Here is a 23,533-nt window from a genome sequence, read left to right as displayed (position 1 = left end):
CTGACCTGACCTGACGTGCTCTGACGTGCCTGGGCGAACCTTGGCCCGACCTTGAACGGCCCCGGCCCGCCCGGACCCCGCCGCCGGCGAGACGCCGATGGACCATGGCATCCGAAAGGTGACCACCCATCCGGCGACGGGAACGGCGATGGATCAGCACGCACCCACGACCAGTCCGCTCGACCGCGCCGCCGCGGCCCGCACCGTCCCCGGCCGGGCCCTGGCCGACGACGCCGACCGCGTCGCCGCCGCCGCCCGCGACATGGCGGCCCGCTTCCGGCACGGCGGCAGGCTGCTCACCTTCGGCTCCGCCGCCGACGCCGGGCACGTGGCCGTGGAGTTCACCCACCCGGTCATCGTGGGCAAGCGGGCACTGCCCGCGCTCTCGCTGGCCAACGACGCCGGCCCCATCACCGGCCCCCTCACCGGCGGCGCCGGCAGCCCCGCCGCCCGGCTGCGGCTGCTGGGACGGCCCGGCGACATCGCGATGGCCATCCTCACCGGCGCCCCATGCCCCGGCGCCCTCGACACCCTGCGAGCGGCCCGCGAGCTCGGCCTGCTCACCGTCGCGCTGACAGCGGGCGGCGGCATGGCGGCCGAGGTGGACGCCGACCACGTGCTCGCGGCGCGATCCGGCGATCCCCTGATCGCCCGCGAGATCCACATCACCACCTACCACCTGCTCTGGGAGCTGGCCCACGTCTTCCTGGAGACCCCCGGCACGGACCCGCCCACCCCGCCTGGCCAGCCCGCCTGCCGGACCGACGACACCTGCCTCACCTGCGCCGACACCGCGGTGCCCGCGCGCATCACCGAGCTACGGCCCGGCAGGCTCGCCCTGGCCGCACTCGACGCCGCCAGCGGGGGAGAGGGCGACACCGAGGAGATCAGCGTCGCCCTGGTCGAAGCACAGGTCGGCGACATGGTCCTGGTCCACGCCAAGGAGGCCATCGCGGTCCTCGGCGGTGACACCCGATGACCGGACCGCTCTACCCCTTCCTCACCTCCGGCGACGCCACCACCCAGGAGGAGGTCACCCGCTCCACCGCGGCCAAGGCCACCGAGAGCCTGCACCTGCGCCTGCGCCTGCTGCGGGATCTGGGCCCCTCGCTGACCGCCTGCGCCGGCGCGCTGTCGTCGGCGTTTCGCGCGGGCGGCACCCTGTTCGCCTTCGGCAACGGCGGCAGCAGCACCGACGCCCAGTACGTCGCCCAGCTGTTCTCGGCCACCGGACCCGGCGGCCTGCCGGCGATCTCCCTGACCGGCGACGCGGCACTGCTCACCGCCCTGGCCAACGACGTCGACTTCGACGTGGTCTTCGCCCGTCAACTGGCCGCCCTCGCCCGCCCCGGCGACATCGCCATGGCCCTGTCGACCAGCGGCGGCTCGGCGAACGTCCTGCGCGGACTGCGGGAGGCCAGGCGCCGCGGCATGGTGACCGTCGGCTTCGCCGGCTCCGGCGGCGGCCGGATGGCCGAAGAGCGACTCGCCGACCACCTGTTCGTCATCCCGTCACCGTCGGTGCACCGCATCCAGGAGGCCCAGACCACCGCCTGCCACGTGCTGTGGCAGCTGGTCCAGCAGGCGCCGGCGGCGCCGTGACCGGCCGGGTCCGCTCACGGATCCAGGTCGAGGGCATCGTCCAGGGCGTCGGCTTCCGGCCGTTCGTGCACGCCCTCGCCTCCTCCTACGGCCTGGCCGGGCTGGTCGGCAACGACGCCGGCGGAGTCTTCATCGAGGCGGAGGGCCCGCCGTCCGCGGTGAAGGCGCTGGTGGAGGCGGTCCGCGACCAGGCGCCCGCGCTGGCCGTCGTCGAACGGGTCAGCGTCACCCCCGTCCCGCCGACCGGGGCGCACGGCTTCCGGATCGTGCCCAGCAGGGCCACCGGCGCCGGCCGGCCCCTCATCCCCGCCGACGTCGCCACCTGCGACGACTGCCTGGCCGAGCTGTTCGATCCGGCCGACCGCCGCCACCGCTACCCGTTCGTCAACTGCACCGGCTGCGGCCCCCGGTTCACGATCATCACCGCCGTCCCGTACGACCGGGCCACCACCACCATGGCGGGCTTCACCATGTGCGCCCGCTGCGCCCAGGAGTACCGGGACCCGCGCGACCGGCGCTTCCACGCCCAGCCGGTCTGCTGCCCCGGCTGCGGGCCGGAGCTGACACTGCACACCCCGGACGGCACCCGGCTTACCGGCGACCCCGTCACCGAAGCGGCCGCGCTGCTCGCGGACGGAGCCGTCCTGGCGGTCAAGGGCCTCGGCGGCTACCACCTGGCCGCCGACGCCGCCCACGACACCGCCGTCACGACGCTGCGGGCACGCAAGCGCCGCACCGGCAAACCGTTCGCCATCATGGCCGCCGACCTGCCCGCCGTGCGGCGGCTGTGCGAGCTCGACGACGCCGCCGCGAACCTGCTGACCGGCCCGCGCCGGCCCATCGTGCTGCTGCCCCGCCGCCCCGGCGCACCGGTCGCCCCCTCGGTGGCGCCCGGCAGCCGCGAGCTGGGCGTCCTGCTGCCGTACACGCCGCTGCACCACCTGCTCGCCCGCCTGTTCGCCCGGCCGTACGTGCTGACCAGCGGCAACGTCTCCGGCGAGCCCATCGCCTACGAAGACGAGGACGCCCGGCGGCGCCTGGGCGGCATCGCCGACGCCTTCCTCGGCCACGACCGGCCCATCCACGCACCCGTCGACGACTCGGTCGTCCGTGTCTTCGGCGGCGCCCCGCTGCCGGTGCGGCGCGCCCGAGGGTACGCCCCCGAGCCGCTGGCGCTGCCCTGGCCCTTCCCTCAGCCGGTGCTCGCCTGCGGAGCGCAGCAGAAGAGCACGTTCTGCCTGGCCAAGGGCAGACATGCCGTGATCTCGCAGCACCTCGGCGACCTCGACGACCACCGCACGCTGGCCGCGTACATCACCGAGATCGGCCGCCTGCGGCGGCTCACCGGCATCGAGCCCGCCGTCGTCGCCCACGACCTGCACCCGGAGTATCTGTCGACGAAGCACGCCCTCGACCTCGACGGCGTGGAGCCGGTCGGGGTGCAGCACCACCACGCGCACATCGTCTCGTGCCTGGCCGAACACGCCGAGCCGGGCCCGGTCATCGGCGTCGCGTTCGACGGCACCGGGTACGGCGCCGACGGCACCATCTGGGGTGGCGAGCTGCTGGTGGCCGATCTGGCGGGGTTCGACCGGGCCGGGCATCTGGAGCAGGTGCCGATGCCGGGCGGGGCCACAGCCATCCGCCAGCCGTGGCGGATGGCGGCGGCCTTCCTGCACGCCGCCGGCGAGCCCGCCACCGGCCTCCAGGTGTATGCCCGCAACGCGGCGGCCTGGCCGGCCGTGACGGCCCTGGCACGGGCCGGCGGCCCGGCCGCGCCGCTCACCTCCAGCGCCGGGCGGCTGTTCGACGCGGTGGCCGCGCTGGCCGGGATCGGCGACACGGTCACCTACGAGGGGCAGGCCGCGGTCGAGCTGGAGCAGCACGCCGACCGGAGTGCCGGCGACGGCTACCCGGTCACCGTGACCGGCGGCCGGCCCGTCGTGATCAGGAGCACCGACCTGGTGCGGGCGGTCGCGGCGGACCTGCGCCAGGGGGTGCCGACGGCCGTGGTCGCGGCGAGGTTCCACCACGGGCTGGCCGCCGCGGTGGCCTCGGCGGTCCGCCTGGTCGCCGAGGACACCGGACTCGCCACGGTCGCGCTGTCCGGAGGCGTGTTCGCCAACCTGCTGCTGCTCGGCGGCGTCGCGGACCGGCTGCGCGGCGACGGGTTCCGGGTGCTGACGCACCAGCGGGTGCCCGGCAACGACGGCGGGATCAGCCTCGGCCAGGCGGTGGCGGCGGCCGCCCGGCTGAGAACCCGGAGCTGAACGTCTCGCCAGGATGTCGATCCGACGGGATGCCATTCGTGTAGCAGGTGACGAAACTGTCCAGGTGAACCTCGGCCGGCCCGGGTCCGGCCCGATCCCGGCAAGGAGCCGCTTCATGCCGTTCACAGACGAAGAGATCGCCTACCTGCGGTCCCAGCCGCTCGCCCGCGTCGCGACCCTGTCGGAGGACGGGCAGCCCGACGTGGTGCCGCTCGCGTTCGAGTTCGACGGCGCGTGCTTCTGGATCGGCGGCACCGGCCCGTCGGTGCTGGACACCCGCAAGTTCCGCAACGTCCGGGCCGGGCACCACCAGGTCGCCCTGGTCGTCGACGACCTGGTGTCCCTGCAGCCCTTCATCGCGCGCGGCATCCGGGTCTACGGCCATGCCGAACAGCCGGTCGAACGGACCGGAATGGGAGGCCCCGGCATCTACGTCCGCATCACCCCGACCGTCTCCTGGAGCTGGAACATGGCCGGCGAACCGGTGGGCGACGCCTGGTACGAGAGCAGGCGAGCCGTCCACTAGCGGGCCTCGCCGGTCCGCGGCGGCTCGGGCAGTGCCAGGCACAGCGGGCCGCCAGGCACAGCGGGCCGCCGGGCCGCCGTGGACAGGCCGAGGGGCCGCCGTCCGTCAGCAGATGCGCGGCAGCGGGTCGCCGACGAGCAGATCGACGATGCGGGTGCCGCCGAACGCCGTCCGCAGCAGGACCAGGCCCGGCGGATCGTCACGCACGGTGCCGATGATCGCCGCGCCCGCGCCCAGCGGGTGCCCGCGCAGCACCTCCACGGCGCGGCCGGCGTGCTCGCCGTCGACGACCGCGACGAACCTGCCCTCGCAGGCGACGTAGAGCGGGTCGATGCCGAGCAGCTCGCACACGCCCGTCACCTCGGCCCGCACCGGCAGCGCCTCCTCATCCACCACCACCGCGACGTCGGAGGCGGCCGCCACCTCGTTGAGGATGGTGGCCACCCCGCCACGCGTGGCGTCACGCAGCGCCCGCACCCCGCCCGGCAGCGCGTCGAGCAGAGCGGAGACCGGACCGTGCAGCGGCGCGGTGTCGGAGACGATCGGCGCCTCGATCCCGAACTCGCCCCGCGCCAGCATGATCGCGGCGCCGTGCTCGCCGATGGGACCGGACACGATGACCGCGTCACCGGGCCGCACCCCGGCCACGGACAGCTCCACCGGCCGCTCCAGCAGGCCGACACCCGAGGTGGTGATGTAGCAGCCGTCTGCCTTGCCACGCTCGACGACCTTGGTGTCGCCGGTCACGATCGACACCCCCGCCGCGGCCGCCGCTGCGGCCATCGAGCCCACGATCCGCCGCAGGTCGGCGACCGGGAAGCCCTCCTCCAGGATGAACCCCGCCGACAGGAACGCCGGCCGCGCCCCGCACATCGCCAGGTCGTTCACGGTCCCGTTGACCGCCAGGTCGCCGATGTCACCGCCGGGGAAGAACAGCGGCGAGACCACGAAGGAGTCGGTGGTGAACACCGCCCGCGCGGTGTCGAGCCGCAACGTCGCCCCGTCCTCCAGCGGAGCGAGCATCGGGTTGCGGAACGCCTCCAGGAACACCGCCTGGATCAGCGTCTGCGTCGCCTTGCCGCCAGAGCCGTGCGCGAGCGTGATCCGCTCCTCCCTGACGACCGCCTTGCGCCGCCTGACCCGGGCGATGCGATCGAGGACCTGCTGCTCTCGCCCGCGATGCGGAGCACCGGGCACGGCCTGCCCGCTGTCGACCGGATCGCTGTCGGCGTGCGCTTCGAGCACCGCCCGCTCCGCCCACTCGGCCCGCCCCTCGGAAACCGGTTCACGCCTCATGCCCGGCTCGCCTCCCGTACCCGCTCGCGGCTGAACCGGCCGAAGTTGTAGTACGCCGCGCAGGCGCCCTCGGAGGACACCATGCAGGTGCCGATCGGCGTCTCAGGGGTGCAGGCCGTGCCGAACACCTTGCACTCCCACGGTTTCAGCACCCCCTTGAGCACCTCTCCGCACTGGCAGGCCTTCGGATCGGCGACCCGCAGCCCGGGCAGGTCGAACACCCGCTCGGCGTCGAAGGCCGCGTACTCCTCGGCCAGGCCGAGCGCCGAGTGCGAGATGAATCCCAGCCCGCGCCACTCGAAGTACGGCCGCAACCGCATGACCTTGCCGATGACCTCCATGGCGGTGCGGTTGCCCTCCCACGACACCACCCGCCCGTACTGGTTGGCCACCTCGGCCCGCCCCTCGCCGAGCTGGCGCAGCAGCATGTGGACCGACTGCAGGATGTCCAGCGGCTCGAACCCCGCCACCACCAGCGGCTTGCCGTGCTCGCTCGCGATGAACTCGTACGGCCGGCAGCCGATCACCGCCGAGACGTGACCGGGCCCGATGAACCCGTCCAGCCGCAGGTCGGGCGATTCGAGGATGGCCTTGATCGCCGGAATGATCAGGACGTGGTTGCAGAAGACCGAGAAGTTCTCCACCCCTTCGGCGGCCGCGCGCAGCACCGTCATCGCGGTCGAGGGCGCGGTCGTCTCGAACCCGATCGCCATGAACACCACCCGCCGCCCCGGATTCTCCCTGGCGATCTTGAGAGCGTCGAGCGGCGAGTAGACCATCCGGATGTCGGCGCCGGCCGCCTTGGCGTCCAGGAACGACCCCTTGCCGCCCGGCACCCGCATCATGTCGCCGAACGACGTCATGATCACATCCGGCTGGGAGGCGATGTGGACGGCGTCGTCCACCCGGCCCATCGGGATCACGCACACCGGGCAGCCCGGCCCGTGCACCAGCACCACCTCCGGCGGCAGATGGTCCTCCAGCCCGTGCTTGTAGATCGTGTGGGTGTGGCCCCCGCACACCTCCATGAACGTGTACCGGCGTCCCGGCTCGCAGCGCGCGGCGATGTCCGCGGCCAGCTCCCTGGCCTTGCCGGCGTCCCGGTACTCATCGACGAACCGCACGGGCCCCCCTCATGTGATGTCCGATCCCCTCAGCGCGTCGAGCTCGTCGTCGTAGTCCTGCCCGAGACCCTCCAGGTAGCCGAGCACGGCCTGCGCCTCCGCCTGCGAGATCTTCGACAGCGCGAACCCCACGTGCACCAGCACCCAGTCGCCCAGCTTCAGGTCCTCGTCGGCCAGCAGGCCCACGTTGATGCGGCGGCGCACCCCGCCGACGTCCACCACCGCCAGGTCGGGGTGCTCGTCGGCCGCCGCCACGAGCTCACCGGGAATCCCCAGGCACATCGGCCGGCTCCTTCCCGAAGTCGACGGACTCCAGCACCAGCTCGTCACCGTCTCGGACGTCCACCTCGGCGCTGCCGCACGGCGGGCAGACGGTGAGCACGTCCAGGGACTCGCTGCGGCCACCGCAGGAGCGGCACTCGACGGTGACCGGCGTGACGACGAGATCCACCACCGCGCCCTCGGCCGCGGTGCCCGCCGCGGCGAGCGCGAAGGCCTGCTCGAAGGCGTCCCCGACGACGGCGTGGCGGGTGCCGACGCGCACCCGCGCCCCGGTGATCCGCCTGCCGGCGGCTCGCTGCTGGATCAGGTCGACCAGGCCTTCGCACATCCCGAGCTCATGCATACGGCTACATCCGTTCTATCTTCAGATACCGGTGGATCTCCGGCCACTGGTGGACAACCACTGCCACCAGCCCAAAAGTCACGACGAGCGCCGCGATACGCGACATCCTCATGTCAGGTCACCTCATCCCGCGTTCTCAGGCCGGGAGCCAGGCCCGGCACTTTCCGCAATCATGTCCATCACCAGGCGGACGGCAGGGCCGACCGCCGCCCGCACCGGCTCGCTCAACTCCACCAGCACGTCCTCATCAGGGCCGCCGGTCAGCACCGCGGCCGGCTCGCAGCACACCACGACCACCCGCTCCGGCACCCGGCCCAGCTCCGCGGCCAGCCTCAGCACCCTGACCGGGTCCATGCCGTGCCCCTCCACCGGGACACCCCCGAGCATGCCCCCGGGCGCGTTTCCGGGCGTGCCCCCGTGGTCTGAGCCCGGCAGGTCCGGCTCCAGCACGGTGATCGTGCCCGGCGCCTGCCCGCGGGCCGCCGCGTCGACGAGGATCACCAGGTCGTAGTCCCGCTGCAGCGCGTAGGCCAGATCCATGCCGCGGATGCCGAAGTCGACCACATCCACATGCGCGCCCGCCCCGGCCGCCTGCCCGGATTCGGCGAGCCGCCGGACCACCTCGACGCCGAAACCGTCATCACCGAGGAAGATGTTGCCCACCCCGGCGACCAGCACCCGCGCGACCCGTTCCGCCTCGTCCCGCGCCCCGACCGGCTCGATCTCCTCGGCCGAGTAGAAGAACCGGTGCCCCGGCAGCCGCGCCTCCCCGAGATCGCGCCCCGGATCGTCGTCGAGCGTCACGGCGAAGTGAAAGACCCCCTCCTCGTCCTGCTCGATCGACTCGACGACGGCCACCCGCCCGTCGAGCACCAGGTCCATGATGTCCGCCTGCGACCCCACCCTCGACGGCCGCAACCGCACCCTGCTGCCCTCCCGTACGGGCCGCCCGTCCACCACCACCTCGGCCGGGCCGCGCCGCTCCATCCGCGCCCAGAAATCCACCCCCGCGAAATCCGTACCGGCGAAGTCTGTCCCCGCGAAGTCCGTACCGGTGGAGTCGTCCATCGCCGTCATGACGCGGGCTCCTCACGCAGGATGCCGTGCAGCCGCATCAGCTGCTCCGCAGTGAGCGAGGCGCACCGGTCCAGGATCTCCCGCCCGCGCGGATCACCGTCACGGATCTCCCGCTTCTCCTCCTCGCCGAGGGCCAGCACGCTCAACGTGAGCAACTGGTCGATCTCCGTCGCGTCGAACAGGTCGCCGGGGCTCTCCGGCGCGATCCGCGGGTGGTCGTACAGAATGATCGGCGCCGACAGCATCGTGTGCCGGTCCCCGTCCTCGCCGACCAGCACCGGCCAGGCGCCCACGTTGCGGCAGCCCTCCGCCAACATGCGCAGCTCCTCGGGCGGATCCATGAGCGAGACGAACTCTCCTCCCGCCACCTGCAGCACCGTGTGCGCGGAGACCAGGGTGTGCCTCATCGCCTCGGCGCGGACCTCGCCGTTCCAGGGGGTCGTGTTGACCACCCGCACGGTGAGCCGGACGATCCCCGGCCGCAGCCGCCGCGCCGACACCTCCGCGTGCCCGCGCAACGCCTGCCAGCTGCGCAGCACCCCGCCGCCGTCCAGCTCCCCGGTCTCCCGCCCCGCCGGAACGTCGATCTCGATCCGGTACGGCTCCCGCAGCAGGACGTCGAGGCCGAGCCCGCACACGGCCACCTCACGCTCCACCGCCTCCTCCCGCGGCACGAACCGCCGGCCGCCCACCCCGGGCAGCCCCTCGCAGGCGACGACATGCAGGAAACGCACCGACACATCGACCGCCACCCCGCCCTCCCGCACCGCGCCGTCCTCCAGAAGACACTCGGTCCGCATCACCCACGCATTGCCGTCATGCGCCCTGCCGTACGGCTCGGGGTGGACGCCACCGATCGTCCAGCGCTGCTGGTTCTTCAGCGCCGACTGCCGGTACGGCCACAACAGGTACCCCTCGTACAGCACGGCCCTGGCCAGCCGTCTCACCTCGTCGGTGACCCTGTCCGTAACCCTGTCCATCACCCTCCGCCCTCCTTCAGAAGCCGGTCCACCACGTCGTCCCAGCCGGTCAGCGTGTGCCGCGCCCGGTAGGCGTACAGCCGGTCGAACGTGCCGCGATCCAGCCGCAGCCACGCGCTCGCCGGAAAGTGACGCTCCATCGCGTCCCGCCACGCGCTCACCGGCATCCGGAAGCGCGCCTCGGTGTCCCAGCCGATGCGCGCGGCCAGCAGCCGGCCCTCCACCAGATAGAAGATCGTCCCGCTGAAGAGGAACTCCAGCGGCACCTCGCCGTCCCGCAGGCCGTCGAAGTACTTGGCCACCGCCACCTCGAAGTCGTAGGTGCAGGCCACCCGCACCAGCGCCGACGTCTCGCCGGTGAAAGCGGGCACCTGCGTGACGGTCTGCGCCCACAACAGGCTCCGCAGGTTCCTGCCCCACTCCTGGCCGCGGCCGAACAGCTCGGCCAGCCGCGCCCGGCTGGCCTCGTCATAGGCGCGGCCGGCGGGGGAGATGCGGATCTGGGAGTCCAGCGCGAGCGAGCGCACCTCCGGCCCGCCCTCGTGGACGATCCCGAGCGTGAACTCCAGCGTGGGCACCGCCGCGAACTCCGCCGGCCGCACCCCGTCCACCCTGATCGAAAGGGCCGGCGCACCGGCCGTCATCGGATGGTCCACGACGTCAGGCGGGAGACAGGTTGGGCATGTCGGGGTCGATCGGATCGCGGTCGGCGACGTTGATGCCGGTGGACCGCGCCGCGGTCGACCGCCCGTCGGGCAGGTGCCCGGCGTGCTTTTCGTAGTTGCCGACCGCGTTGCCCTCCGGGACGCCCTTGACGTGCGAGGGCGTGTCCGGGCGGACGTGGGTACGGCCCGTGGTGATGTGCTCGTCGCGCTTCCTGGCCATCGTGGGATCCCCTCAGGTGCGAAGGTGGTCGTCGGCCGGCGTCACGGTCGTGGACCGCCGGGCTAGTTCGGTGAAGAAGTTCGTGATCTCACGCCACACGTCCGGCCCGCCGGCGAGCCCCTTCCAGCGGGTCCTGAGCAGGCCGACGAGCGTGTAGCAGTCGTCGACGGGCACGATCCAGTGCTGCCTGGCGGCGCCCGTCCGGTTCACCAGCAGCGCCTCGACGTCGGGGAGCAACCGCCGCAGCACCGGGTTGGCCGACGACAACCGCTCCCAGACGGCCTCCTCCAGAGCGGACTCCACGGCCCCGCCCGGGCTCGGGTAGAACAGCACGGCCCGCCCCGCCGCCGAATCCCACAGCAGGAACGCCATCCGCACCGGGACGTCCAGGGCCGCCCAGGTGCCGTCGTCCAGGACGAACCCCTCCAGCAGCCGGCGACGATCCGGCACGAGCCGATAGCGGTCAGCCCCACCCCGCCCGGCAGCCGCACCCCCAGCCGTACCCCCAGGCGTGTCCCCAGCCGGGTCAGGGTCTTCGGCCGGGCGGTCGAACAGCACGGCGCAGGCACGGCAGGCGCAGCACAGCTCGCGGCTGGTCAGGTCGAGCAGATGCCGGTGGCGCGGCTCCACAGGGACGGCGCACAGCTCGCACCGCTCCTCCTGAGGCCGGCTCGCGACCGGCTGGTCCACCGGTGGCCGGAACGGCTTGCCCGCGATGAGCCTGCGCAGCGCGCCGTCGGCGATCCTCGCGCTCCTCGCGCTCATCGCGCCCGCCTCACCCCGGCGCCCGCGTCCCGTACCGGAGCCTGGAACAGGCTCTCGACCGGGATCACCACGGCAGGCGGCGCGCTGTCCACGGACTCGATCTCGACCCGCTCGATCTCCGGGGCCGCGTCCCGTACCGCCTCCTCCAGCGCCGCGCCGAGCGCGGCCCCCGACGAGCCGCAGCCCCCCGCCGCACGCCGCAGGCGCAGCCGGGCCACGTCCGCCTCCACCGCCACGACCTCCACGACCGCCGAGCCGAGCCGGCCGCCCATCGCGGCCAGCACCCGCTCGATCCGGGCCCGCGCCTCCACCGGGTGCAGGCCGTGCACCAGCAGCAGGTGCGAGACCAGCCCGTCGGAGGCGATCCGCTCCGCCACCCCGGCACCGTCCGGCCCGTCACCCGCCGCCGCCATCACCCGCGCGAGCGCCTCGCCGTACAGGTCCAGCAGCGCCCCCGCCAGCTCGACCGCACCCGCGTCGGCCGCCTCCAGCAGGACCTCCACCCTGCCCACCCGCTCGGCCACCTCCTGGTCGTCCATCAGCCGGCCGGACCGGAGACGCTCGCGCCGAGCGTGGGGGAGTGCACCTGCCTCAGCACCTTCCCGTCACCCAGGTACATGTGCACACCACAGGGCAGGCACGGGTCGAAACTGCGCACCGTCCGCATGATGTCGATGCCCTTGAAGTCGTCCGGCCCGTTCTCCTCGAAGATGTGCATGCCCTGCACCGCGTCCTCGTACGGGCCCGGCGTCCCGTACATGTCCCGCGGACTGGCGTTCCACGGAGTCGGCGGGTACGGATGATAGTTCGCGATCTTCCCGTCGCGGATCACCATGTGATGCGACAGCACCCCGCGCACCGCCTCGTGGAAACCGCAGCCGATCGCCTCGTCGGGCACCTCGAAGTCGGTGAACACCATCGTCCGCCCCGCCCGCACCTCCGTCATCGCCTGCTCGACGAAGTGGAAGGCCATCGCCGCCGCGTAGGCGACGAAGTACATGCGGGCCCGGTTGCGCTCGATCGTGTTGGCCCACTGGGGGATCCGCCACTCGAACTGCATCTCCGGGAACGACGCGCTCTTGGGCAGGTTGATCTGCACGCTGTGCCCGGTCGCCCGGACGCCGCCGGTGTCGACGAGCCCCGCCAGCGCCGTCGTCCACAACCGGGCCAGCGGCCCGCCGCCGGTGTCGAGGGCGAGAAAGTCGCCGGTGCGCGAGTCGAACCAGCGGGGACTCATCACCCAGCTGTACTTGCCGCCGTCCAGGTCACGCTTCTGCGGCTTGGGCAGCGTCGTCTGGTTCCACGGATGCCGCTGGTCGACCGGGTTGCCCAGCGGGTCCCGATCGACGAACGTCTCCTCGTGCTGCCAGTCGTCGTAGAAGGAACTGCCCAGCAGGATCCTGATCCCGAGGTTGATGTCGACCAGGTCCGTCGTGAGCAGCTCACCGTCCAGCACGATGCCGGGCGTGACGAACATCGCCCGCCCCCACTCGGCCATGTGCCGGTACTCGTAGTCGACCACCGCCGGATCCTGGAACGCCCCCCAGCAGCCCAGCATGACCCGCCGCCGGCCCACCTCCTCGTACCCGGGCAGCGCCTGATAGAAGAAGTCGAACACGTCGTCGTTCATCGGCACCGCCTTCTTGACGAAGTCCAGTGCCCTGATCAGACGGACCAGATAATCGGTGAACACCTGCGGCGTCGGCATCGTGCCGACACCACCCGGATACAGCGTCGACGGATGCACGTGCCGGCCCTCCATCAGGCAGCACATCTCCCGGGTGAGCCGGCTCACCTGCAGCGCCTCGCGGTACATCGCACCGGTGAACGGATTGAAGGCCCGCATGATGTCGGCGATCGTGCGGTACCCGTGGATGCTGCCCCGCGGCGCCTCCGTCGTCTCCGCCCTGCGCAGCATGCTCGGGTTCGTCTCCTTGACCATCTGCTCGCAGTAGTCGACGAACACCAGGTTGTCCTGGAACAGCGTGTGGTCGAACATGTACTCGGCGGCCTCGCCCAAGTTCATGATCCACTCCGCCAGCGGCGGCGGCTTGACCCCGTACGCCATGTTCTGCGCGTAGATCGAGCAGACCGCATGGTTGTCACCACAGATGCCGCAGATCCGGCTGGTGATGAAATGCGAGTCGCGCGGATCCTTGCCCTTCATGAACACGCTGTAGCCGCGAAACAGCGACGAGGTGCTCTTGCACTCGACGACCTCGCGGTTCTTGAAGTCGATTTTCGTATAGATCCCCAGGTTTCCGATGATCCTGGTGATCGGGTCCCAGGACATCTCCACGAGCTCGCGGGACTCCTGCGCCTGCACTGATCGGGCCGTCACCTCGACGTTCCCCTTCCTAGCCCCGCCAGCGGGGATCGTAGCCACTTGTCAGTCTCCGGCCGTTGTGGCGCCACTTCGGCTCCCTGTTGGCCGACTTGTTGGTGACGGCCCTCAGGCTGCGGACCAGCCCGCCGTACACCGACGCCATCCCCGCCGACAACGACCCCCCGGGAGGCTCGTCCATGAACGGCATGAACTTGTCCGGAAAACCGGGCATCGTGCAGCCGATGCAGATGCCGCCCACATTCGGGCAGCCTCCGACGCCGTCCATCCAGCCGCGCTTGGTGACGTTGCAGTTGACCACAGGCCCCCAGCAGCCGATCTTCACCTGGCACTTCGGCGAGTTGTAGTCGTGGGCGAAGTCACCCTGCTCGTAGTAACCGGCCCGGTCACACCCCTCGTGCACCGTCTTGCCGAACAGCCAGGTCGGCCGCAGCTGACGGTCCAGCGGGATCATCGGCGCGTGCCCCGCCACCTGATAGAGCAGCCAGGTCAGCGTCTCCATGAAGTTGTCCGGCTGCACCGGGCAGCCCGGCACGTTCACGATCGGCAACCCCCCGGCCGAACGGAAACCCTCACCGAGATAGTCGGCCAGCCCCATCGATCCCGTCGGGTTGCCCGCCATGGCATGGATACCGCCGTAGGCGGCGCAGGTACCGATCGCCACCACCGCCCACGCCCCGGGCGCGAGCCTGTCGATCCACTCGTTCACCGTGATGGGCTGCCCGGTCACCGGGTCGTTGCCCATCGACGTCCAGAACCCCTCCCCGTTGATGTTCTCGTTGGGGATCGACCCCTCCACCACGAAGATGTACGGCCCCAGCTCACCCTCGGCAGCCCGATGGAAGGCCGCCATGAAGTCGGCGCCCACCTGCGGAGCCAGCACCTTGTTGTGCAGATGCACCTTCGGCAGCCCCGGCACCAGCCCGAGCAGGACGTCCTCGATACTCGGCAGCGACGCGGCGGTCACCGAGACGGTGTCCCCGTCACAGCTCATCCCCTCGGACGTCCACAGAATGTGAACCTCCTCCACCGCCGTACGCGGCGCGGCTGTACTCATGGCCTCTAGCCCCCTGTCGGCCTGGCACCCCCCGAGACACCGATCACCTTCGGCGCCCGAAACGTGACTCTAAGTAGTGCTCTACCGCGCCACGACAGGTTACAAACCACGCCAGTCCGGACACCCGGTGCGGCAGGGGTTACAGCCGGCGCTCCAGGATCATCCCCGGCCACTCGCCGACCGAGAACGGCTCGGCCCGGGTGAACCCCCACCGCTCGTAGTACGCCACCAACCGGCCATCGTCACCCGCATAGCAGTCGACCCGCAACAGGCCCACCCCGCGCCGGCCCGCCTCCTCCAGCGCCCAGTCCAGCAGCGCCCCGCCCACCCTCCGGCCCGCGAACCGCCGATCGATCACCAGCACCTGCACATACAGCTCCGGCTCCGGCGCCGCCGGCACATACGCGTGCGGCGGCCCGACCACCAGGCATCCGGCCGGCTCACCACCCCACTCCGCGATGCGCATCCCACCGCCGGCCGCCCACCCCTCGACCTGCTCGGTACGCCGGGGATCGCCGGTGAACGGCAGACTGCCCCACTGCCCGGGACGGCCCTGCTCCACCAGCCACGCCACCGCACTGTCGAACATGGCCAGCACCGCCGCCACATCACCCGGCCCGCCCACGCGCACCACCAGGCCGCTCACCTCAGTCATCGAGCGGCTCCGCCAACACCAGGACGATCTCCATGACGGGGTATGGTATCGCCCGCTTCACACCACCGTGAGCTGGGGGAAGCCCGGCTCCCGCGGCTCCGGCGCGACCGGCCCCGCCCGCATCCCGTAACGCCGGCACAGCTGCCCGATCTGCCCGATGATCCGCTGCTCGTAGCCGGCCGAGGGCAGCCCCGCCCGGTCGTACAGCTCCTCGTAACGCTCCACCAGATGCGGATGCGCCCGCGCCAGCCACTCCCCGTACCAGGCCCGCGTCCCCGACGGCAGCCGCAGCACCACCGGCTCCACCGCCGTCGCACCCGCCGCCGCGATCCGCCGCACCGTCGCCTCCAGCTGGTCGGCCGCGTCACTCAGCAACGGCAGCACCGGCGCCATCAGCACACGGCAGTCCACCCCCGCCTCCACCAGCGACGACACCAGCTCCAGCCGCGCCTGCGCACCGACCGCGCCCGGCTCCACCACCCGCCGGATCCGCTCGTCCACGAACGCGATCGAGACCGCCACCTGCGCCCCCGCCCGCGCCAGCACCCCCGCGTCACGCAACACCAGCGGGCTCTTGGTGTAAACGGTGAACGGCACCCCCGCCTGCGCCAGCGCCGCCACGATCCCCGGCATCAACCGGTAGGTGCGCTCCGCCTCCTGATAGCAGTCACCACTCACCCCCACCGCCACCGGCTCGCCACCCCACCGGCCCAGCTCCACGCGCAGCCGCGCCACCGCGTTCGGCTTCACCACGATCCGGGTGTCGAAGTCACGCCCCGCGTCCAGCCCGAGCCTGCGATGCCCGGCGCGGGCGCCGCAGCCGCGGCAGGCATGGGCGCACCCACGGTAGGGGGACACCGCCCACCGCTGCGCGATGCCCGCGGACTGCGGCACCCGCTCGATCATCGTGCGGGCCTGTATCTCGTAGAAACCACCACGCAGCACCGCACGCCGCTCGATCAGCGGCCGATCGTCGGTGGCGTCCACCAGAGGCAGCACATCCCAAGACACCCGCCAAGTGGAACACGCTTTCGACTCCCTTTCAAGCGGATCCCCCCTATCCACGGGGGAGTGCCCGCCGCCCGGGTGAAGCGGGAGCGTGAACGATCCGCCACCCGTTCGTGACCGGCCCTGGCATCGAAACAGCTGTCCATGACCGTCGACATCCGCTTCGACCGGTGGGGGAGCCCGGCCCCCACCATCCCGCCACCAGGCCCCGTCGCATCCCCCGAATAAACTGGGACACCCGTACCACTTCTGGGAGGTTCCATGGCCTGGCTCCTGCTCGCCCTCGCCATCGCCTGCGAGGTCACCGCCACCTCAGCACTCAAACTCAGCAACGGCTTCACCCACCCCGGCTGGACCACCGCCACCGCCCTCGGCTACATCGCCTCCTTCGCCCTGCTCGCCCAAGTACTCAAACTCCACCTCGACATGGGCACCGCCTACGCCGTCTGGGCCGGCGCGGGCACCGCCGCCATCGCCCTCATCGGCGCCCTCTTCATGGGAGAAACCCTCACCCCCATCAAAATCGGTGGCATCCTGCTCATCATCGGCGGCGTCATCGTCCTCAACCTCGCAGGTGCCCATTGACCGGCAACCCCCAGGACACCCCCACCCAGGAACGCGGCCGCCGACGCCGCGCCCACCTCCTGACCGCCGCCGTCGACCTGCTCACCGAAGGCGGCTTCGCCGCCGTCACCCACCGCGCCGTCGCACAGCGCGCCGGCCTGCCCCTCGCCGCCACCACCTACTACTTCACCTCACGCGACCAGCTCCTCGCCGAAGCCTTCGCCCAGCTCGTCGAGACCGAACTCGCCACCACCCGCCACTGGACCACCCGCCACGGCCTCACCGGCCTCGCCGACCAGCTCGCTACCGCCGACCGCAACCGCCAACTCGGCCTATGGGAGCTGTACGTCCACGCCGGCCGCGACCCCGCACTCCAGCAGATCGCCCGCCGCTGGACCGACGGCTGCGTCCGCATCGTCGCCGACGCCCTCGACCTCCCCGCGACCGACCCCCGAGCCCGCCTCCTCTACACCACCATCTCCACCCTCTGGCTGGAACACATCGTCGAACAGCGCCCCCTCCACGACACCCGCGCCCTGCTCACCACCGCCCTCGAAAACGCCTCGCACCTCGCATAACAGCCCCCTACACTGCCTGCGTGCTGAAACCCCACTACCCGATCACCACCGACCGCCTCCTGCTGCGCCCCTTCACCCCCGGCGACCTCGACGCCCTGCACTCCTACGAATCCCGCCCCGACGTCGCCCGCTACCTGCACTGGGAAGCACGCGACCTCGACGCCGTCCGCACCTTCCTCGACAAGAAGATCACCCGCACCGCGCTCCTCGACGAAGGCGACGCCCTCGACCTCGCCATCACCCGCCTCGACACCGGCGACGTCATCGGCAACTGCGTCCTCATCTGGACCAGCCAGCAGCTCCGCCAAGGCGAGATCGGCTACATCCTCCACCCCGACCACCACGGCCACGGCTACGCCCCCGAAGCCGCCCGCGAACTCCTCCGCCTCGGCTTCGAAGACCTCGGCCTGCACCGCATGGTCGGCCGCCTCGACGGCCGCAACACCGCCTCCGCCCGCGTCCTGGAAAAGCTCGGCATGCGCCGCGAAGCCCACCTCGTCGACAACGAAATCGTCAAAGGCGAATGGGCCTCCGAAATGATCTACGCCATGCTCGAAACCGAATGGACCCCGTGACCATCCACCATCTCGCCCTCCACACCGACTGGACCCACGCCCAGCACACGGGGGAGTACCTCATCTCCACCCTCGGCCGCACCCTCGAACAAGAGGGCTTCATCCACTGCAGCCGCGACCTCGACCAGCTCCACGACGTCCACACCGCCTTCTACACCCACGTCACCGAACCCCTGCTCATCCTCGACATCGACCCCACCGGCCTCGACATCCGCGTAGAAGGCGGTTTCCCCCACCTGTACGGACCCCTCCCCGTCACCGCCGTCACCTCGGCCCGCCCCTACACCCGCTGACCATCCCGCCGCCCCCTCGCCACCCCGAGGGGGCAGAACACACCCACACCAGCAGACGACGTTTCCTCACCACACCGGAAATGATCGGCCAACCCCGCACATAAGCAGGGATGTCCGCCCAGTAAGCCGATGAGGAGACCTGCAATGGGAACCGCCCGTGAGTGACGAGCGGCCGGCCAGATTCGAGGCCATCTACAACCGCACCTACAGCCGGATCACCGCATACGCCGCCCGCCGCTGCCACTCACCCCAGGACGCGGCCGACGTCGTCGCGGAAACCTACACGATCGCCTGGCGCCGCCTCGACGAACTGCCCGCGGGGGAGCAGGCCACCCCCTGGCTGTACGGCGTGGCACGCAAGGTACTCGCCAACCACCACCGAGGCGACAACCGCCGCAGGGCACACACCGCCGAACTCGACGCCGAGATGGCCGACCTCTACGGACACTCCCCGGACAGCCGGGTGGAACTCGCCGCCATCGGCCAAGCCTTCCAGACCCTCCCCGACGAAGACCGCGAACTGCTCTCACTCCTCGCCTGGGAAGGCCTCGACCGCGCGGAGATCGCCACCGCACTCGGCGTCTCACGCAACGCCGTACGCATCAGACTCCACCGCGCCCGCCGCCGACTCTCCCGAGCCCTCGCCGAAGCGGGAATCCACCTCACGCCAGAGAGCCGGTTCGCCCCGGCGGAGAGGCCGCTGTGAACAACACCCACGACATCGACATCCACGACATCGACGCGATCAAGCCACTCGCCAGGATCGAACCTGGCACACACGCAGGCGACCCCGCCGCCCCGGGAGCACGGGCACTGCTGGCCGCCATCACCTCACAGGAACCGGCCACACCGCCGAAAGCCCGCCGACACGCCCTCCGGCGGCCCGCCCTGGGACTGGCAGCCGTCGCCGTCCTCGCCACCATCGCGGTCACAGCCCCGATCCTGCTCGAGAACGGCGCCGGCGTACCCGCCTCCTACGCCGTCACCAAAACCGCCGACGGCATGGTCACCATCCAGGTCCGGGACTTCCACGACGCCGCAGGACTGGAAAAGCGCCTCAAGGACCTCGCCGTCCCCGCCATCGTCGACAACGTCCCCTACGGCCAAAGATGCCGCGAACCACGCGGCACCCACGTCAAGAACATCCCCCCAGGCCTCTACAGCGTCCCGCAGAGCATCCCCGGCGAATCGAAGGGCTGGCAGATGCGCATCGACACCAAGCTCTTCAGACCCGGCCAGACCTTCGTCTGGACCATCAGCGCGCCCCCGGACGGCGACGGCAGCAGCACCTCCACCTACCTCATGCAAGGCCCGGTCGCCCCCTGCGACCCCGTCCCCGCGCCCACACCGAGGCCACGCAAGCCGGAATTCCGCACGGCCACCGTCAAGGGCCGCTCCCTCGAAGGATTCCGCGTGGACGAGAAAACCGTCGGCCAGATCCTGCCCGAACTGAGGAAACGCGACAAAAAGGTCATCTTCCTCATCATGTCCATCCCACCCGGCAACCCCGGCGGCTTCGCCGAGGAACGCACACAGCAAGACCCCGTCGACGACCACTGGATCGTCTGGGAGGCGGAAGAGAACACCAAGGGCGTGATCCGCCTGCTCGTCACCGACAAACGCTACGACAGCAACCCCGTCTACGGAGGCCCCCGCGACGCCGTCATCACCGAATAGCCACGCCCCCCACAGCGGCCGCCCCACACCCCGAGCCGCGAAGATACCTTCCATGGACACCCGCACCGCCGCCCAGCGCTTCGCCGACACCTGGCAGCACGGCTGGACCCACCACGACGTCGACGCCATCACCACCCTCTACAGCGACGACGCCGTCCACACCTCCATGCCCTTCAGACCCCCACACCAGGGCAAACAAGCCATCGCCGACTACATCCACTGGTCCTTCAGCGGCGAAAGCACACCCCACGTCACCTTCACCACCCCCCTCGTCGACGGCGACCAGGCCGCCATCGAATTCCGGGTCCACACAACAGAAAACGACCAGCCCGTCACCATCGCGGGCTGCGTCTTCGCCCGCTTCAACCGTGACGGCCTGGCCGTACAGACCCGCGACTACTGGCACACCAACCAAGGCCACCAGTAAAAACCCGTAACCAACGCTCTACGAAGGCAACACCGTCAGCGCGAAACCCGCACCCCAGGACCCACCGGAGCCTGCTGCCCACGCGCCGGCCCAGCCCCAGGCGCCGGCGCAACCGGACGCACCTGCTGCTGCACCCGACGGTCCTGCTCAGCCACCCGGCTACGCCGCTCGGCGCAACCACCTCCGCAGTACCCATTCGTCAAGATCAGCCGCCCCCGCAGCGGCGTGTACGCCTCCCGGCCCGATGCAGGGAGAACCCCCTGGCACACCGGACATAACACGGACTCGTTCCCCACGTGCTGCTCCTCTCGCGGCGCGATAGCAGAAGACCACCCTAAAGGCCACACCCAGCCAAAGACAGTGAATCAACGACAAGTCAGAGCAACTGTCAACCACGCAGCGCATCCAACCCCGCGAACACCCGAACCGGGGGAGAGGCCCCGACCGCCACCCCACAGCCCGCGACCGGCCCCGGCCAAACCCGCCTCCACCAGCACCGACGCCGCCGGAAACGCCACACACCAACACTCACACAAACCGAACCGCGCCACACCCGAAACCACAGACCCCACAGGGTCGCTCACGCATAGTTACGTAACGCATCTCACATGAACCAAATCCGGAAAGCCCAAAACGGGCATATCTGACCAACTTTCCCCCGAAGCCGACCACTCCAGCCACCAACCATCACAACCGGACCTCCCACACACCGGACACAGGACCACACAACACCCCAAACAGCGACCGCCCGGCGGGGGAGAGAACCCGAAGATCACCGAAGAACCGGGGGAGAGGCACCCCGCGAAGCCGACCGCCAACGATCTCCATCCGCTCCACGGCCACCTTCCCGTCGCCGACAAGGGGTGCGACGGAGCGCGGCCACGGCCGCCTGGCACACCTGCAGCACGGTCGCCTGGATGGGCCGCGCGTCGGCGTCGTCGCCGGCCTGTGCGACAACCTCATCCTCATCGCCGACGCCCTGATCACCCGAGGCCGATGGCCGACCCGACGGCCTCGAGGCAGCCGGCCGCGTCGAAGACGGGGGTGTTCACGCGAGCCAGGACAGCGTCGCGGGACATCCAGGCCCCGAGCCCGCCCCGAACACCGGACCCGAGGGGAGCCGAACCCCTTCCCGAAAATGCTTACTTGACATAATGTTCATTATCAAGCAACCAGCAATCCGCCGATCCGTCCCGTAAAACGCCGACAACGCACGATACGATCGCGCCATGATCTCGATGGCAGAGCTCCTGATCCTGGCCGTAATCGTCGTGATCATCGTCACCGGCGCCGTCATCGTGAACCGCCGCATCGGCACCCCGAACCAGCGCCCAGCGATGATGCCCAGACCACGGCCGACACCACAAGAACTCGACCACGCCCTGCAGACCCTGATCCAGCAGAACAGGAAGATCCAGGCGATCAAACTCCTGCGCGACCACACCGGCATGGGCCTCAAGGAAGCCAAGCAAGCCGTGGACGGCCTCGCCGTCGGCCACCCCATCACCTACCCGCCCTCCCTCGGCCAGCGCCCCACCCCACCCGCCACCACCCCACCCGCCACCGCGCACTCCGACCTGGCCACAAGAGTCCGCCAGCTCAAGGAAACAGGCCGCACCGAACAGGCCATCTTCCTCGTACGCGGCGAAACCGGCATGGACGAGGCCAGCGCCACCCTGTTCGTCAACAGCCTCTGACCCCGCCCCCACCACGAAGACAGCCACGAAAACGGCCCAAAGCAGGCCATCTCCCCCCACGCCAGGACCCGCACGGCAACGCCGACGCGCGCGGGCCTTCTCGCCCGCCGGGCGTCCGCGAAACTGCTACTGATCCTCACGCCGGAACGGCGATACGATCGGGTCATGCCCAGCCTGGCGATCTCCACCGGCGGTCTCATCGCCCTCACCGCCGTCGTCACAGCGGCGATCATCTATCTGATCGTTCTGGCGGTACGCCTCACCCAACGCCCCCGCAACCGCCCCGCCCCCAGTGCCGACATGGTCGACCAGGCACGGGAGATGAAGGCGATGGGCCAGATCCAGGAGGCCGTCTTCCTGGTGCGCGGCGAGACCGGCATGAGCCACCGCGCCGCCACCCGCTTCGTCAACCGTCTCTAATCACGTCAATTCACCACAGAACTACCTATACCGGACAGAATCCAGCTTCTGTCCGGTATAGAACCGGCTGTTCCGACGCGATCACAGCCATGTCCTGGCGAGGAAAGACGCCCGCTCCGCGATCCCCTCCGCGCGCTTCTGTCTGCTCATCCGGAGCCTTCGTACACCCCCAGCGCGCGGGAGTCGCACGTCGCGAATGCCAGGCATGGCACTTGGTCAGGGAAGTACGGACACGGCGTCTCCCCTCCCCTGCTCGGCCCGGGTCAGCGGTCGGCGAGCTCCGAGAAGATCTCCACCAGTTCAGGCCGGTCGAACGGGCCGACATGGGGTGCCGCGACGCTTCGTACGTCCGTGGGGTTGTCCGGAGTGAGGCGGTCGGCCTCGTCGATGAATCGGTCCTGCAGCGCCGGCGGGATCAGCCGGTCGAGGGTGAGGCTCACCTAGGTCCGGGAATGCGGCCCCAGGTGTGTGCTTCGCCCCGGGCTTCGGCCATGGGGATGGCGGCGGTCTCGTCCGGCTCCAGCATGGCGAGCAGCCGGCCCACCCCTTCGTCGGTGAAGTCGCCGGCAAGGGCGTCCTTGACGCCTTGGAACACCGCCGGGTCGGCCGAGCGCCAGTTGAGCCGGCTCACCCCCAGGGCCGCCGGATCGGCGACCATGGCCGCGGTCACCTGGTGGAGCAGGCTCCGCGACGACGGGCTGGTCGAAACGAAGGTCGGCGCCGGCGCGGTGGTCAGCGCTCTCATGGGTCGGAAGCAGCCGGTCGGCGTGGCCACTCCCCTGCGGCCACGGCGGGCGAGCGTCCCCAGGCAGGCGCTGAGCCGGAGGCATGCTCTCCGCGCCGCCATCGCGATCGCCGACACCGAGGGGCTCGACGCCGAGGGGCTCGACGCCGTGTCCATGCGGCGGCTCGCGGCCGAGTTCGGCGTCGGTCCGATGTCGCTGTATCGGCATGTTGCGAGCAAGGACGAGTTGGTGACGCAGATGACCGACGAGGTCTTCGGCGAGCCGGAGCTTCATCTCGATGGTTTCGCCGCCCTGGTGGAGGATCGGGCCCGATCGGGCCCGTAGGCCTGTCTTGTCACGGGT

31 protein-coding genes are annotated in these 23,533 nt (G+C 70.8%); 14 read left to right on the top strand and 17 right to left on the bottom strand.

What is annotated here, in order from left to right; translation table 11 throughout:
- Positions 1-148: 148 nt before the first annotated feature.
- From V5E28_RS12275 to V5E28_RS12260, 4 genes are all read left to right on the top strand, one after another.
- Complete coding sequence (locus V5E28_RS12275) at positions 149-979, top strand: HypC/HybG/HupF family hydrogenase formation chaperone (protein ID WP_336206937.1); 831 nt, start codon at positions 149-151, stop codon at positions 977-979.
- Positions 976-1,602 (top strand): D-sedoheptulose-7-phosphate isomerase, encoded by a 627-nt coding sequence (locus tag V5E28_RS12270; protein ID WP_336206936.1) that lies wholly within the window; start codon positions 976-978, stop codon positions 1,600-1,602. Before V5E28_RS12275 ends, V5E28_RS12270 begins: the two co-directional genes overlap by 4 nt.
- Positions 1,599-3,872 (top strand): carbamoyltransferase HypF, encoded by a 2,274-nt coding sequence (gene hypF / locus V5E28_RS12265; protein ID WP_336206935.1) that lies wholly within the window; start codon positions 1,599-1,601, stop codon positions 3,870-3,872. The genes V5E28_RS12270 and hypF overlap by 4 nt, the downstream gene beginning before the upstream one ends.
- A gap of 115 nt (positions 3,873-3,987) precedes the next feature.
- Entirely contained in the window at positions 3,988-4,398 is a 411-nt protein-coding gene (locus tag V5E28_RS12260) for a PPOX class F420-dependent oxidoreductase (protein ID WP_336206934.1), read from the top strand.
- A 105-nt stretch (positions 4,399-4,503) separates the two neighbouring features.
- Here the strand turns inward: V5E28_RS12260 and hypE are convergent, their stop codons facing one another.
- The 15 genes from hypE to V5E28_RS12190 all read right to left on the bottom strand — a co-directional run bounded on the left by hypE (position 4,504) and on the right by V5E28_RS12190 (position 16,217).
- Positions 4,504-5,694, bottom strand: coding sequence for a hydrogenase expression/formation protein HypE (gene hypE, locus V5E28_RS12255; protein ID WP_336206933.1), 1,191 nt, complete (start codon positions 5,692-5,694; stop codon positions 4,504-4,506).
- Positions 5,691-6,818, bottom strand: coding sequence for a hydrogenase formation protein HypD (gene hypD / locus V5E28_RS12250; protein WP_336206930.1), 1,128 nt, complete (start codon positions 6,816-6,818; stop codon positions 5,691-5,693). Before hypD ends, hypE begins: the two co-directional genes overlap by 4 nt.
- Before the next feature lie 9 nt (positions 6,819-6,827).
- Positions 6,828-7,100, bottom strand: coding sequence for a HypC/HybG/HupF family hydrogenase formation chaperone (locus V5E28_RS12245; RefSeq protein ID WP_336206928.1), 273 nt, complete (start codon positions 7,098-7,100; stop codon positions 6,828-6,830).
- Positions 7,078-7,443 (bottom strand): hydrogenase maturation nickel metallochaperone HypA, encoded by a 366-nt coding sequence (locus tag V5E28_RS12240; RefSeq protein WP_336206926.1) that lies wholly within the window; start codon positions 7,441-7,443, stop codon positions 7,078-7,080. The genes V5E28_RS12245 and V5E28_RS12240 overlap by 23 nt, the downstream gene beginning before the upstream one ends.
- Before the next feature lie 4 nt (positions 7,444-7,447).
- On the bottom strand, positions 7,448-7,549 hold the full coding sequence (locus V5E28_RS49500; protein ID WP_442945807.1) for a DUF6893 family small protein: 102 nt from the start codon (positions 7,547-7,549) through the stop codon (positions 7,448-7,450).
- Positions 7,550-7,566: 17 nt separating this feature from the next.
- Positions 7,567-8,520 carry a hydrogenase maturation protease gene (locus V5E28_RS12235; protein ID WP_336206924.1) on the bottom strand — a complete coding sequence of 318 codons (954 nt, stop codon included), beginning with the start codon at positions 8,518-8,520 and terminating at the stop codon, positions 7,567-7,569.
- On the bottom strand, positions 8,517-9,500 hold the full coding sequence (locus V5E28_RS12230) for a hypothetical protein (protein ID WP_336206922.1): 984 nt from the start codon (positions 9,498-9,500) through the stop codon (positions 8,517-8,519). Before V5E28_RS12230 ends, V5E28_RS12235 begins: the two co-directional genes overlap by 4 nt.
- A complete protein-coding gene (locus V5E28_RS12225) occupies positions 9,500-10,144 on the bottom strand; it encodes a DUF6084 family protein (protein ID WP_336206920.1) in 645 nt (214 codons plus the stop codon). Before V5E28_RS12225 ends, V5E28_RS12230 begins: the two co-directional genes overlap by 1 nt.
- A 16-nt stretch (positions 10,145-10,160) precedes the next feature.
- Positions 10,161-10,385 (bottom strand): hypothetical protein, encoded by a 225-nt coding sequence (locus tag V5E28_RS12220; RefSeq protein WP_336206918.1) that lies wholly within the window; start codon positions 10,383-10,385, stop codon positions 10,161-10,163.
- Positions 10,386-10,397: 12 nt separating this feature from the next.
- On the bottom strand, positions 10,398-11,150 hold the full coding sequence (locus V5E28_RS12215) for a DUF5947 family protein (RefSeq protein ID WP_336206916.1): 753 nt from the start codon (positions 11,148-11,150) through the stop codon (positions 10,398-10,400).
- Complete coding sequence (locus tag V5E28_RS12210) at positions 11,147-11,689, bottom strand: NifU family protein (RefSeq protein ID WP_336206913.1); 543 nt, start codon at positions 11,687-11,689, stop codon at positions 11,147-11,149. Before V5E28_RS12210 ends, V5E28_RS12215 begins: the two co-directional genes overlap by 4 nt.
- On the bottom strand, positions 11,689-13,491 hold the full coding sequence (locus V5E28_RS12205) for a nickel-dependent hydrogenase large subunit (RefSeq protein ID WP_336206911.1): 1,803 nt from the start codon (positions 13,489-13,491) through the stop codon (positions 11,689-11,691). Before V5E28_RS12205 ends, V5E28_RS12210 begins: the two co-directional genes overlap by 1 nt.
- 16 nt (positions 13,492-13,507) lie before the next feature.
- Positions 13,508-14,551, bottom strand: a complete 1,044-nt coding sequence (locus V5E28_RS12200; protein ID WP_336206909.1) for a hydrogenase expression protein HypE — start codon at positions 14,549-14,551, stop codon at positions 13,508-13,510.
- Positions 14,552-14,690: 139 nt separating this feature from the next.
- The gene (locus V5E28_RS12195; protein WP_336206907.1) at positions 14,691-15,206 is read right to left on the bottom strand and encodes a GNAT family N-acetyltransferase; all 516 of its coding nucleotides are present in this window, start codon (positions 15,204-15,206) and stop codon (positions 14,691-14,693) included.
- 57 nt (positions 15,207-15,263) lie between these two features.
- The gene (locus V5E28_RS12190) at positions 15,264-16,217 is read right to left on the bottom strand and encodes a radical SAM protein (RefSeq protein ID WP_336206906.1); all 954 of its coding nucleotides are present in this window, start codon (positions 16,215-16,217) and stop codon (positions 15,264-15,266) included.
- 258 nt (positions 16,218-16,475) lie between these two features.
- Here V5E28_RS12190 and V5E28_RS12185 point away from each other — a divergent pair, with 258 nt between their 5' ends.
- The 9 genes from V5E28_RS12185 to V5E28_RS12145 all read left to right on the top strand — a co-directional run bounded on the left by V5E28_RS12185 (position 16,476) and on the right by V5E28_RS12145 (position 22,445).
- Positions 16,476-16,799, top strand: coding sequence for a DMT family transporter (locus V5E28_RS12185; protein WP_336206905.1), 324 nt, complete (start codon positions 16,476-16,478; stop codon positions 16,797-16,799).
- Positions 16,796-17,356, top strand: a complete 561-nt coding sequence (locus V5E28_RS12180; RefSeq protein WP_336206904.1) for a TetR/AcrR family transcriptional regulator — start codon at positions 16,796-16,798, stop codon at positions 17,354-17,356. The genes V5E28_RS12185 and V5E28_RS12180 overlap by 4 nt, the downstream gene beginning before the upstream one ends.
- 20 nt (positions 17,357-17,376) lie before the next feature.
- Positions 17,377-17,931 (top strand): GNAT family N-acetyltransferase, encoded by a 555-nt coding sequence (locus tag V5E28_RS12175; protein ID WP_336206901.1) that lies wholly within the window; start codon positions 17,377-17,379, stop codon positions 17,929-17,931.
- Complete coding sequence (locus V5E28_RS12170; protein ID WP_336206899.1) at positions 17,928-18,224, top strand: DUF952 domain-containing protein; 297 nt, start codon at positions 17,928-17,930, stop codon at positions 18,222-18,224. The genes V5E28_RS12175 and V5E28_RS12170 overlap by 4 nt, the downstream gene beginning before the upstream one ends.
- Before the next feature lie 157 nt (positions 18,225-18,381).
- Positions 18,382-18,930 carry an RNA polymerase sigma factor gene (locus V5E28_RS12165; protein ID WP_336206897.1) on the top strand — a complete coding sequence of 183 codons (549 nt, stop codon included), beginning with the start codon at positions 18,382-18,384 and terminating at the stop codon, positions 18,928-18,930.
- On the top strand, positions 18,927-19,901 hold the full coding sequence (locus V5E28_RS12160; RefSeq protein WP_336206895.1) for a hypothetical protein: 975 nt from the start codon (positions 18,927-18,929) through the stop codon (positions 19,899-19,901). The genes V5E28_RS12165 and V5E28_RS12160 overlap by 4 nt, the downstream gene beginning before the upstream one ends.
- Before the next feature lie 52 nt (positions 19,902-19,953).
- Positions 19,954-20,328 carry a nuclear transport factor 2 family protein gene (locus V5E28_RS12155; protein WP_336206893.1) on the top strand — a complete coding sequence of 125 codons (375 nt, stop codon included), beginning with the start codon at positions 19,954-19,956 and terminating at the stop codon, positions 20,326-20,328.
- A gap of 1,229 nt (positions 20,329-21,557) precedes the next feature.
- Positions 21,558-22,025 (top strand): ribosomal protein L7/L12, encoded by a 468-nt coding sequence (locus V5E28_RS12150; RefSeq protein WP_336206891.1) that lies wholly within the window; start codon positions 21,558-21,560, stop codon positions 22,023-22,025.
- Between the two features lie 165 nt (positions 22,026-22,190).
- Entirely contained in the window at positions 22,191-22,445 is a 255-nt protein-coding gene (locus V5E28_RS12145; RefSeq protein WP_336206889.1) for a hypothetical protein, read from the top strand.
- A gap of 263 nt (positions 22,446-22,708) precedes the next feature.
- Here V5E28_RS12145 and V5E28_RS12140 read toward each other — a convergent pair whose 3' ends face one another.
- Both V5E28_RS12140 and V5E28_RS12135 read right to left on the bottom strand, forming a co-directional pair.
- A complete protein-coding gene (locus V5E28_RS12140) occupies positions 22,709-22,885 on the bottom strand; it encodes a hypothetical protein (protein WP_336206887.1) in 177 nt (58 codons plus the stop codon).
- Positions 22,882-23,115: a hypothetical protein gene (locus V5E28_RS12135; RefSeq protein ID WP_336206885.1), complete on the bottom strand. Its 234-nt coding sequence runs from the start codon at positions 23,113-23,115 to the stop codon at positions 22,882-22,884. The genes V5E28_RS12140 and V5E28_RS12135 overlap by 4 nt, the downstream gene beginning before the upstream one ends.
- Between V5E28_RS12135 and V5E28_RS12130 the strand changes: the two genes are divergently transcribed.
- On the top strand, positions 23,102-23,515 hold the full coding sequence (locus tag V5E28_RS12130) for a TetR/AcrR family transcriptional regulator (RefSeq protein WP_336206883.1): 414 nt from the start codon (positions 23,102-23,104) through the stop codon (positions 23,513-23,515). The two genes, V5E28_RS12135 and V5E28_RS12130, sit on opposite strands and share 14 nt — an antisense overlap.
- Positions 23,516-23,533: the final 18 nt, after the last annotated feature.

This window comes from Nonomuraea sp. LPB2021202275-12-8, assembly GCF_037044575.1.
In the GTDB taxonomy this organism is placed as follows: Bacteria; Actinomycetota; Actinomycetes; order Streptosporangiales; family Streptosporangiaceae; genus Nonomuraea.
The sequence above is the reverse complement of the archived record's forward strand: the minus strand, read 5'-3'. Positions and strand labels throughout refer to the sequence as shown.

Excerpts from the sequence above, each read along its gene's own strand:
- V5E28_RS12275 (WP_336206937.1), top strand. The coding sequence starts at position 149 with ATGGATCAGCACGCACCCACGACCAGTCCGCTCGACCGCGCCGCCGCG.
- V5E28_RS12270 (WP_336206936.1), top strand. The coding sequence starts at position 976 with ATGACCGGACCGCTCTACCCCTTCCTCACCTCCGGCGACGCCACCACC.
- V5E28_RS12260 (WP_336206934.1), top strand. The coding sequence starts at position 3,988 with ATGCCGTTCACAGACGAAGAGATCGCCTACCTGCGGTCCCAGCCGCTC.
- hypE (WP_336206933.1), bottom strand. The coding sequence starts at position 5,694 with ATGAGGCGTGAACCGGTTTCCGAGGGGCGGGCCGAGTGGGCGGAGCGG.
- V5E28_RS12245 (WP_336206928.1), bottom strand. The coding sequence starts at position 7,100 with ATGTGCCTGGGGATTCCCGGTGAGCTCGTGGCGGCGGCCGACGAGCAC.
- V5E28_RS12240 (WP_336206926.1), bottom strand. The coding sequence starts at position 7,443 with ATGCATGAGCTCGGGATGTGCGAAGGCCTGGTCGACCTGATCCAGCAG.
- V5E28_RS49500 (WP_442945807.1), bottom strand. The coding sequence starts at position 7,549 with ATGTCGCGTATCGCGGCGCTCGTCGTGACTTTTGGGCTGGTGGCAGTG.
- V5E28_RS12235 (WP_336206924.1), bottom strand. The coding sequence starts at position 8,520 with ATGACGGCGATGGACGACTCCACCGGTACGGACTTCGCGGGGACAGAC.
- V5E28_RS12230 (WP_336206922.1), bottom strand. The coding sequence starts at position 9,500 with ATGGACAGGGTTACGGACAGGGTCACCGACGAGGTGAGACGGCTGGCC.
- V5E28_RS12225 (WP_336206920.1), bottom strand. The coding sequence starts at position 10,144 with ATGACGGCCGGTGCGCCGGCCCTTTCGATCAGGGTGGACGGGGTGCGG.
- V5E28_RS12220 (WP_336206918.1), bottom strand. The coding sequence starts at position 10,385 with ATGGCCAGGAAGCGCGACGAGCACATCACCACGGGCCGTACCCACGTC.
- V5E28_RS12215 (WP_336206916.1), bottom strand. The coding sequence starts at position 11,150 with ATGAGCGCGAGGAGCGCGAGGATCGCCGACGGCGCGCTGCGCAGGCTC.
- V5E28_RS12210 (WP_336206913.1), bottom strand. The coding sequence starts at position 11,689 with ATGGACGACCAGGAGGTGGCCGAGCGGGTGGGCAGGGTGGAGGTCCTG.
- V5E28_RS12200 (WP_336206909.1), bottom strand. The coding sequence starts at position 14,551 with ATGAGTACAGCCGCGCCGCGTACGGCGGTGGAGGAGGTTCACATTCTG.
- V5E28_RS12195 (WP_336206907.1), bottom strand. The coding sequence starts at position 15,206 with ATGACTGAGGTGAGCGGCCTGGTGGTGCGCGTGGGCGGGCCGGGTGAT.
- V5E28_RS12185 (WP_336206905.1), top strand. The coding sequence starts at position 16,476 with ATGGCCTGGCTCCTGCTCGCCCTCGCCATCGCCTGCGAGGTCACCGCC.
- V5E28_RS12155 (WP_336206893.1), top strand. The coding sequence starts at position 19,954 with ATGGACACCCGCACCGCCGCCCAGCGCTTCGCCGACACCTGGCAGCAC.
- V5E28_RS12150 (WP_336206891.1), top strand. The coding sequence starts at position 21,558 with ATGATCTCGATGGCAGAGCTCCTGATCCTGGCCGTAATCGTCGTGATC.
- V5E28_RS12145 (WP_336206889.1), top strand. The coding sequence starts at position 22,191 with ATGCCCAGCCTGGCGATCTCCACCGGCGGTCTCATCGCCCTCACCGCC.
- V5E28_RS12130 (WP_336206883.1), top strand. The coding sequence starts at position 23,102 with ATGGCCGCGGTCACCTGGTGGAGCAGGCTCCGCGACGACGGGCTGGTC.